Genomic DNA, 9,098 nt, shown 5'->3' on the forward strand with positions numbered 1-9,098 from the left:
TGAGCCCATGGCCTTACAGCCGCAGAAGCTGGATAAACAGAACATTGAAAATATGTTAGGTATCACTACGATCCAAGAAGGACTGCTGTTTCATCATTTAATGGAACCGAACGGAACAGCTTATTTTGAACAACTGCTGATCGAAATAGACGGACCAATAGATCGAGACATTTTTGAACAATCATGGACGAATGTCACCAAACAGCATGAAATGCTTAGAACATTGTTCAGATGGCAGGAACTCGCAAGACCAGTACAAATTGTACTGAAGCAGCATCAGCCAGACATTCGTTATCGTGATTTGACACAAGCGAAGGAGCCTCTTCATGTGCTGAAAGAAGAGGTAACGGCACAGAACCGAGAAGAACGCTTTGATCTGCAGGAAGTCCCATTTCGCCTGACGTTATGTGAAGTGAATGATGAAGTCAGCTGGGTTCTCATTAGCTTCCATCACATTTTATTGGACGGCTGGAGCCTTGGGATTGTATTAAGCGATTGGATGAGTGCATATGAGCGCTTATCGAATGGGGACAAACCTCTTCTGGAACAAAGACCATCCTACCAATCCTTTGTCAAATGGCAGCAGAAAAACCTTCAACAGACTGAAGAACAAGCCGCCTATTGGGAAAATGTTTTCAACGGCTGGAGTTATGCAGAACTGCTTCCGAAGTCAAGCGGCGCATATGAACATTCAGAAGTGTTTCATCAATATGAACATCAAGTGGATCCTTCCATTGCCGAGAGCCTGAGCAAATTCACGAATCAATATGACGTGACGCTGGCATCTGTGATGTATACGCTGTGGGGAGTTTTGCTATCTAAGTATGCCAACCAAGATGATATTGTGTTTGGGACAACAGTATCGGGGAGAAATGCAGATGTCCCTCATATTGAAAAGATGACTGGGCTGTTCATTAACACATTACCGCTGCGGGTCTCATTCGAACAGGAACGGCCAATTCTTGAACAGATGCAGGAAGTGAGCCGTGAGATCGCTGTAAGAAATGAATATGAACATACCCCGCTATCTGCCTTAAAGAATTATGCAGGAATGACTGCAGAGCAATCATTATTTGATTCAATCGTCGTCATTGAAAACTATCCATTAGATCAAATGCTCACGAAAAACGATCAGCCAATTCGTATTCGTGGATTTGAGATGACTGAGCAGACAGAATTCGATCTCACGCTTAGTGTCCAGGCATTTGATGATCAGCTGCACTTTTCATTGGTGTATAACCCCGTCAGCTTTTCAGCTGAGCAAATCGAAAAGTGGTGTCAGCATTTTCTTCATCTCCTGTCTGATGCCTGTGCTCATCCGCACAAAACTGCTGCTCAACTACAGCTGCTATCAGAAGAAGAGAAAGAAAAGCAGTTGGCGGTCTTCCAGCAATATGGCGGAGCAACATCTAGCAATGAGCCAACGGTGATTGACCTATTTGAAGCACAAGTAGAGCGAACGCCAGCGGCAGCTGCAGTTGAGTTTGGCGATACGACGGTTACATATGAACAACTCAATAAGAGAGTGAACCAGCTCGCACATTATTTACAAAACAAAGGGGTCAAACAGGAGCAGCGTGTCGGCATTTTAGCAGAGCATTCCATTGAAATGGTGATAGCTTGCTTAGCGATCTTAAAAGCTGGCGGTGCATACGTGCCGATTGATCCTGAATATCCGCAGGAACGAATAGAATATCTATTAGAAGACAGCGGAGTAGAATGGCTCTTAACTCACCCAATAAAAGGGCTCACCTACGCCTATCATGGAGAAAAAATCGATATCACGCAGCCGGATCTATACACCGGACCATCAGACAACTTGGCAGAAGCCATCACCTCAGACCAAACAGCCTACTGCATTTATACATCAGGAACGACCGGAAGACCAAAAGGTGTACTCATTCATCATCTTGGCTTAGCCAACTATATTGAATGGGCGAAGCAAGTATATGTTCGAGGAGAAACAAGGCATTTTGCTTTGTACACTTCACTGTCCTTTGACCTGACGGTTACTTCTATTTTCACGCCGCTCATTTCAGGAAATACCATCATGATTTATCACCATGAAAACCGGCAGCTGCTTGTCGAAGACATCATAAAAGACAATCGCGTGCATGTGATGAAACTGACACCATCTCATTTACAGTTTATTAAGCATTTGTCTTTCCCAGACAGCCAAATGAAATGTTTCATTTTAGGCGGAGAGCAGCTGGAAACATCTTTAGCGAAATCCATTCAGCAGTCCTTCCCGCAGCCAATTGAAATTGTGAATGAATATGGACCAACTGAAACGGTCGTTGGCTGCATGATTCATCGATATGATCAGGATCTCGATCAAGACGTGTATGTACCGATTGGTAAGCCTGCACAGCATACAGATATTCTTCTGTTTGACAGACATATGAATCTCATGCCGGAAGGAGCCGTCGGTGAATTATATATTGGCGGAAAAGGTGTCGCAAAAGGCTATTTGAATCGCCCAGAACTAACTGAAGAAAGATTTGTCGACCACCCTTTCCAGCCAGGTGAAAAAATTTATAAAACAGGTGATGCAGCGCGCATTCTCCCTAATGGGCTCATTCAATTTTTAGGTCGAAATGATGATCAAGTGAAGCTGAGAGGCTACCGGATTGAAACTGGTGAAATTGAATTTTGGCTGAATGAACAGCCAGGAATAAAAGCAGCAGCAGTTGTTGTAAAGCCAGATGCTTCTGGTACACCATGTTTGGCTGCATATGTTGTCACGACAGCCATAATTGATCAAGCGGCAATAAAACAAGCGTTGGCTGATCAACTGCCGGATTATATGATCCCAACTCACTTTGTTCAATTGGACGATATGCCATTGACTGCAAATGGCAAACTAGATAAACGAGCTTTACCTGCTTTGAAACAGGCGCAGCAAACGAAAAAACAGGCGGGATCTGCCAATCTTTCTGATACGGAGAAAGTTATTCAAGACATTTGGAAAAAAGTCCTCGGTTTAGATGAGGTAAGTGTCCATGATAAATTCTTTGACATTGGCGGGCATTCACTCAATTTGATCCACGTCAATCAACAGCTCGCTAAGCAATTGAATCAAAGCATTCCAATGGTCGAAATGTTCCGCCGCCCAACGATTAGAGAGCTTGCCGCATATTTAAGCGGCGATTCAGAGCAAGTAGCGGCAGACGCGCAGCCTGTAAAACAAAAGACAAGAAAAGCCAATGAGCCGATTGCCATTATTGGAATGGCTGGTAAATTCCCAGGTGCGAAAAATGTTGAGGCATTTTGGCGAAATTTGAAGAATGGAGAAGAATCAATTTCCTTCTTTTCCGATGAAGAACTTCTAGAAGCCGGTATTGACCGTCAAACCTTCGAACGATCCGATTATGTGAGGGCAAAAGGTGTCATTGATGGACCTGATTTATTTGATGCATCCTTCTTCGGTTATTCGCCAGGTCAGGCAGAAATGATGGATCCTCAAATACGTCTCCTGCATGAGTACGCCTATAAGGCGCTAGAAGATGCGGGGTATGTGCAAGAAGATTATACGGGTAAGGTTGGGTTGTTTACTGGGTCCACATCGAACTTCCAATGGATTCAGCGTTTTGCCGCTTCCCTTGATAGCAGTATGTCAGAGCTGTTTGAAGTGGGTTCACTCAATGATACGTACACCGTAAGTACAAGAATTGCCCATAAATTGAATTTGAAAGGACCGGCGCTTACGCTGCAAACCGCTTGTTCAACTTCTTTGGTCGCCTTGCATTTGGCCTGTCAATCCATTGCGAATGGTGATTCAGATGTAGCTCTTGCGGGAGGTGTGTCAATCCTGCACCCAGTGAAATCAGGCTATGTTTATCAACAGAACATGGTGAAATCAAGTGATGGCCACTGCCGCGCCTTTGACGATCAAGCGGATGGAACTGTTGGCGGAGATGGTGTTGGTCTTGTTGCTTTAAAAGCACTTAGTGAAGCCATAGAAGATGGCGACCATATTTATGCAGTCATTAAGGGCTCTGCCATCAACAATGATGGTGATCAAAAGGTTGGTTTCAATGCTCCGAGCGTCGAAGGACAGACACGTGTCATTCAGGATGCCCTGCATCAAGCAGATGTTTCACCAGATACGATTGAATATGTGGAAACACATGGAACTGGCACATCACTTGGTGATCCGATTGAAATAGAGGCACTCACAAAGGCTTTCGACACAGAGAAAAAACAATTTTGCCGCATTGGGTCTGTGAAAACCAATATTGGACATTTGGATGCAGCGGCAGGAGCAGCTGGCTTGATCAAAGCTGTGCTTTCGCTTCAGCATCACACATTTGTACCTAGTCTTCACTTCAAAAAAGCCAATGAAAACATTGCATTTGATCATAGTCCTTTCTTTGTCAATACTGAGCTGACCGACTGGAAGCAGCCAGCTTCCCATTTGCGGCGGGCTGGGGTGAGCTCATTTGGAATGGGTGGAACGAATGCACATGTCATATTAGAAGAAGCGCCACAAAGAGACCGTCAGCAAATGCCTCGTTCTGCTGAGCTGCTTGTTCTTTCAGCAAAGAGCAAAACGAGCTTGGAACGAATGAAAGCCAAACTCGCAAGCCAAATAGACAACACGCCTTCTATCAATTTGGCAGACGCAGCTTATACGCTGCAAACAGGAAGACAATCCTTTGGTTTCCGTCAGACATTTGTTGCGGCAAGCAGAGAAGATGCTTTGCGCGTATTAACAGAAAAGCAAGGCAAGGGCATTGGAAAGCTCATGCATTCGCATGTGGAGAAACAAAAGATTATTTTTATGTTTTCTGGACAAGGCAATCAATATCTCAATATGGGATTAGATCTGTACCGGGAAGAGCCTTACTTTAAGAAGCAAATGGATGCTTGTTTTCAAGCATATGAAGAAGCAACGGGACGAAGTCTTGCACGTATTCTGTACCCATTAGCGGCTGAAACAGAAAAGGCGCGTGAACAATTGGCAAGTACTCAATATGCACAGCCAGCCATTTTTGCCATTGAATATGCCTTATCCATGCTTTTCATTGAATGGGGCGTTCGTCCTGATGCAATGATCGGCTATAGCTTTGGCGAATTAACGGCAGCCGCCATATCAGGGCTATTCAGCTTAAAGGACGCAATGTCCATGGTCGCCTATCGTGCGAATGCGATGCAGTCGTCACCAGCTGGCGTCATGATGAGTGTTCCATTACCTGAGGCAGAGCTAAAACCGATGCTTCCAAAAGATATTTCTCTCGCGGTTGTCAATGATTCATCATGTATTGTGTCAGGTCTAGAAGAGGCGATCAGTGAATTTGAACAAGAGCTGAAAAGCAACAGATTGATGTGTATGCGATTAGGTGGAACCATTGCCGCCCACTCACATGTCATGAAGGAGGCAGCTGAGCAATTCGGAGAAAAATTAACACATATGAAAGCCGAGTCTCTTCGCATTCCATTCATTTCGAATTTGTCAGGAGATTGGATGACAGATACGAGAGCGAAGGATATGTCTTATTGGAAAAGGCATATGACCGATACAGTTCGTTTTGCTGAAGGGATCACAAATATTTTACAAGAGGACAATATTCAATTAATTGAGATTGGACCAGGACAAGATTTAAGCGTGATGGTCAATCGGTCGCTGAACGGCCTGAACCAGCATGTATGTCATGTGTTAAGGCATGCAAAACAAGATGTGACGGATACTGAATTTTTACTTGGTCAAATTGGACGTCTATGGACAAACGGATTATCTATTGATTGGGATAGGTTCCATTTAAACCGTCAGCCGCGGAAAATGCCGCTGCCAACGTATGCATTTGATCAAACCTCCTATTGGTATGATGCAGAAGATCGTGTGAAACAAGACAAACCAAAGCAGTCTGGACGAAAGCAGCAAATGGATGAATGGTTCTATACCCCTCATTGGGAAGCGGATCTTTTACCTTGCGTGCCATTAGAAGATACGTCTGACGGAGCCTTGCTTTTGTTTGCAGATCCATCTGCTTTTGGAGAGAAGGTTGCGGCTGAGCTCCTGACGAAACGGAACGAGTCCGTCATGGTTCGTAAAGGAAATGAATTTACGAAGCATGACGAAAAAAACTATACCATTCGGTCACATGAGCCATCTGATTATGAAAGGCTCATATCAAATCTGGCAGATGACGAAATCAACGTGTCAAAAGTTTGCCATCTATGGGGGCTTTCAGAAAGACAGCCATCTCAAACGGAAGAAGAATGGGTGAAGCAAACGCAGCAAGAAGCTTATTACTCCTTGCTTTACATCGGCCAGGCACTGAAAAAATATGTGTTGGACCAAAAGGTATCGATTACAGTTCTTTCCTCATTGACGTATGCCGTTGGCGGTGAGCCTGTACTTTATCCTGAAAAAGCGATCCATCTAGGGCCTGCCATGGTGATTTCACAAGAAACACCGAACTTACGTTACCGCATTCTTGATATTGATCGTCCAGTGGAAAATGGGGATCAAGAAAAGAGATTGCTAAAGCAAATAAGCGATGAGCTAGATCGAGCGTCTGGACCGCTTCTCACGGTCTATCGACGAAATAAACGATATGTGAAAAAGTATGCGAAAGGTTCAGTTCCCGAAACGGGACATGCTCATTTGGCTAAAAAAGATGGTGTGTACATTTTAATTGGCGGACTTGGGTTTATTGGATTGAATATCGCCCAGACTTTGGCCGAGCAAACGCAGGGAACATTGATCTTAACGAGCAGATCTGGGCTCCCTGATAGGAGCAAGTGGCAAGAATGGCTGTCTACGCATGATGATCAGGATCCAACAAAGAAAAAAATACAAAGGGTCATGGTACTGGAAGAGGCAGGCGCAGACGTTCTTATTCAGAAAGTAGACGTTCGTCACAAGGAAGATATCCAGCAATTGATCAACACAGTGGATGCGTCATATGGACAGATCAATGGCGTGATCTATGCAGCTGGAGTGACAGGCGACCAATCTTTCCAGGTGATGGAGCAAACAGATGTCACTTTTTCGGAGCCGCATTTTGAAGCGAAGATGAATGGTGTACTTCATCTTGATGATGCCTTAGGTGATCGATCCCTTGATTTCTGTTTTGTCCTGTCATCTTTGTCACCGATCTTGGGCGGACTCGGCTTTACAGCCTATACAGCTGTGAATCATTTCATCGATGCGTACGTGTATGAACGCAATCTGCGTTCAGAAACACAGTGGTCTGTCATTAGCTTTGACGGCTGGGAATTTGAGCAAGGGAAGCAGCTTGATCTTCCAATCGGAGATGATGTCACCGAAACGTTAATTACAGAAAAAGAAGGAAGAATGATCTTTGAACGATTGCTTTCACTGGATCAAGTGGAACAAATGGTTATTTCAACAACATCTTTACATAATCGTATTCACCGATATGTAGACCGTTTATCCCTTGAGGAAGAGAGCGGTGGTGAGCATGAACAAGATGGCAATTTGTATTCTCGTCCAGCGCTTTCCACGAATTATGCGGCACCAGAAACGGAGCTGGAGAAAGCATTAAGTCAACATTGGCAAGCTTTCTTTAAGATTGATGAAATTGGCATAGATGATCATTTCTTTGAAATGGGTGGAGATTCTCTAAAGGCGATTACCTTCATTGGTATCATTCATCGTGCATTTAGTGTAGAGCTGACGCTGCCACAATTTTTCCAAATACCTACGATACGATTAATGGCAGCATATATCGATCAAGCAGATACTGCTGCTTATCATGCGATTGAAAAAGCAGAAGTGAAGGAGCATTATCCTTTGTCGTCTGCGCAAAAACGGTTGTATCTCATGCAGCAAATGGATGTAAACAGCACAGGATACAACGAGTTTAAAGCGGGACGAATCAAAGGGAAACTCGATATTAGCAGGTTGGAATGGGCATTTCAGCAGCTTATTAAGAGACACGAAAGTTTGCGGACTGCGTTTGTATTAGAGAATGGTGTCCCTTATCAAAAGATTGAAGAAGAGGTACCATTTGCAGTCACATTATTTGACCTCACTAAGGGATCGACACAAGGATCTGAGGAAGAGCAAAAACAAGTGATTGAACAATTTTTGACTGCCTTTACGTTAAGTGAGGCTCCATTGATGAGAGTCGGTGTGATGAAGCTGGCAGAAGAGGAATTCGTGCTCATGCTGGACATGCACCACATTATTTCAGACGGTCTTTCTCAAGATATTTTGGTCAATGACTTTATGCAGTTATATGACGGCAGGACGCTTGAGCCTCTCGCTCTGCAATATAAAGATTTTTCAGAATGGCAAAATGACCTGCTAGCATCAGAAGCACTGAAAGAATCGAGTGATTACTGGAAAGATCGGTTAGAGGGTGCCCCCCTCCTTGATCTGCCAACAGATTTCGATCGACCAGAGGTGAGACAATTCCGCGGCGGGCATTATACGTTCCGTATAGAAGAAGCGGAGCTAAACGCATTTAAACAGGTGATTTTAAAGGAAGACGCCACACTGTTTATGGGCTTGTTAAGTGTATATCAGATTTTGCTTCACAAATTAAGCGGACAATCAGATATCACGGTCGGGGTTCCGGTAGCAGGGAGAAAACAAGAGGAGCTGCAGCAAGTGATCGGTATTTTTGTCAATATGCTGCCACTTCGTTTGTATCCTAAAGCAGAGCTGACGTACCAGCAATTCCTAGAGGATGTGAAAGCACACGTCATCGATGATTTCGGACATCAAGACTATCAATATGAACAAATGGTTCAAGACCTTCAGTTAAGCCGGAGTGTCAGCCGGAATCTATTGTTTGATGCTGTGTTCGCCTTGCAAAACATGAATCAGCCAGAACTGAAGGTAGGCGGTTTAACCTTTAGTGATTATCCGTATGAGACAGGAACGTCACGCTTTGATTTACTCTGGATTGCGTATGAGCAGGAAGACGGTCTTTCTTCAACGATCGAATATAATACTGAGCTTTTCACAGAGGAAACCATAGAGCGGATTGCGGGCTTGCTGAAAGACATCATGCGGGCTGTTTCAGTAGATGCTGTAAGAATAGAGGAGATCGAACTGACTTCTTCGTTCCAGCAATTAGATGACGTATCTCTTTTCGAATTAGATGACTTGAAAATATAAG

At 44.1% G+C, this 9,098-nt stretch carries 1 protein-coding gene; it reads left to right on the forward strand.

All coding sequences use genetic code 11. From position 1 onward, the window contains the following. Window positions 1-7: 7 nt before the first annotated feature. Entirely contained in the window at window positions 8-9,097 is a 9,090-nt protein-coding gene (locus MHI16_RS03695) for an amino acid adenylation domain-containing protein (protein WP_342498093.1), read from the forward strand. Window position 9,098: the final 1 nt, after the last annotated feature.

This window comes from Bacillus sp. FSL K6-0923, from assembly GCF_038630825.1.
Taxonomy (GTDB): domain Bacteria; phylum Bacillota; class Bacilli; order Bacillales; family Bacillaceae; genus Bacillus; species Bacillus pumilus.

What these genes read in the sequence shown, in the direction of transcription:
- MHI16_RS03695 (WP_342498093.1), top strand. Translation starts at nt 8, where the DNA reads ATGGCCTTACAGCCGCAGAAGCTGGATAAACAGAACATTGAAAATATG.